The 1142-nt window shown below is 65.0% G+C and carries 2 protein-coding genes; one reads left to right on the top strand and one right to left on the bottom strand.

Features of this window, described 5'->3' with window-relative positions; translation table 11 throughout:
- Window positions 1-427 (bottom strand): LssY C-terminal domain-containing protein (locus tag EN984_RS35485; protein WP_206517572.1); only part of this gene is annotated, 427 nt, incomplete at its 3' end.
- A 52-nt stretch (window positions 428-479) separates the two neighbouring features.
- Here EN984_RS35485 and EN984_RS35480 point away from each other — a divergent pair.
- Window positions 480-1142 (top strand): gamma-glutamylcyclotransferase (locus EN984_RS35480; protein ID WP_245480196.1); only part of this gene is annotated, 663 nt, incomplete at its 3' end.

Raw genomic sequence — 1142 nt, 5'->3', positions numbered from 1 at the left:
CGGTCTGCCAGAAGCGGACATGATGCCGGCGGTCGGCGCTGAGGCCCTCCGGCTTTTCGAAGGCGAGATCCTGGGCGCGGCCATCGAACAGCAGCCTGCTGACCGGCGCATCGGGGTAGGGGTGGTCGAACAGCACGCTTTCACCGATCTCGATCGCGGTCTTCAGGGTCACGGCGTCGGCGGTGTCCCAGCCGGCGACGGCGAAGGCGTGCACTACTTCCTTTCGCGTACCGACAAGACCGACATTGATGGGATCGCCCGGAATGCCTTGTGGCGTGTGCGTCACCATCTCGAAGCTGTGCTTGCGAAAGCCGCGATCGTGAAACGTCCAGAATTCCGGTGCGGCGAAATAGGCGAGCGCCAGATAGGCGGCCAGCAAGGTCGCCACCCAGATTGCAACGCGTCGCCGAAAACTTCGCTGGCTCATGAACGCCGCCCGATCCGTGCGGTATCTGTTGCCTGACGGACCCTGGAAATCAATGGCCAGCAGCGCGCCGCCGGTCTATCGTGGGCATCGTTTCCTCGCGGGGGCAGCAATGGAGCGGAAGCCGGCAGGCCGCAAGCCAATGGCGTTGACCGCCGAGCTTGTCGCGCAAGTTGAGCGTGTCGAGCCTGATCCCGGGCCAGAGCCCGGAACCAGCGAGCACACCGATGTGGAGTTCGATGGCCTGGTCGAAAAGCTGCTTTTGCAGCATCGTCCCGAGACGCTTTGGGTCTTTGCCTACGGGTCGTTGATCTGGAACCCCGAATTCGCCTATGTCGAGCAGCGCCCGGCCACGGCGCCGGGATGGCACCGCTCGTTCTGCCTGAAGCTGACCCGCTGGCGCGGAACCCGCGATTTGCCGGCCCTGATGCTGGCGCTCGATCGAGGCGGCAGCTGCAGCGGCATCGTCTATCGGCTGCCCGCGGAAGATCATTTCGGGCAACTCGGCCAGTTGATGCGCCGCGAGATCGATGCCAACCCGCCAACCAACGTGCCATGCTGGATCAAGGTCAAGACCAGGGACGGGCCGCTGCGTGCCTTGGCTTTCGTCGCCGCGCCGGACGGCAGCGCCTATGCCGGCCGGTTGCCGTTGGAGCAGGTTGCCGACACGCTGGCGCGGGCTGCCGGTCATTGGGGCTCTTCGGCGCAGTATTTGTTC

It is taken from the genome of Mesorhizobium sp. M7A.F.Ca.CA.004.12.1.1 (assembly GCF_003997835.1).
Taxonomy (GTDB): Bacteria; Pseudomonadota; Alphaproteobacteria; order Rhizobiales; family Rhizobiaceae; genus Mesorhizobium.
Note: the sequence above shows the minus strand (reverse complement) of the source record. Positions and strands in the feature narration are given on the sequence as shown.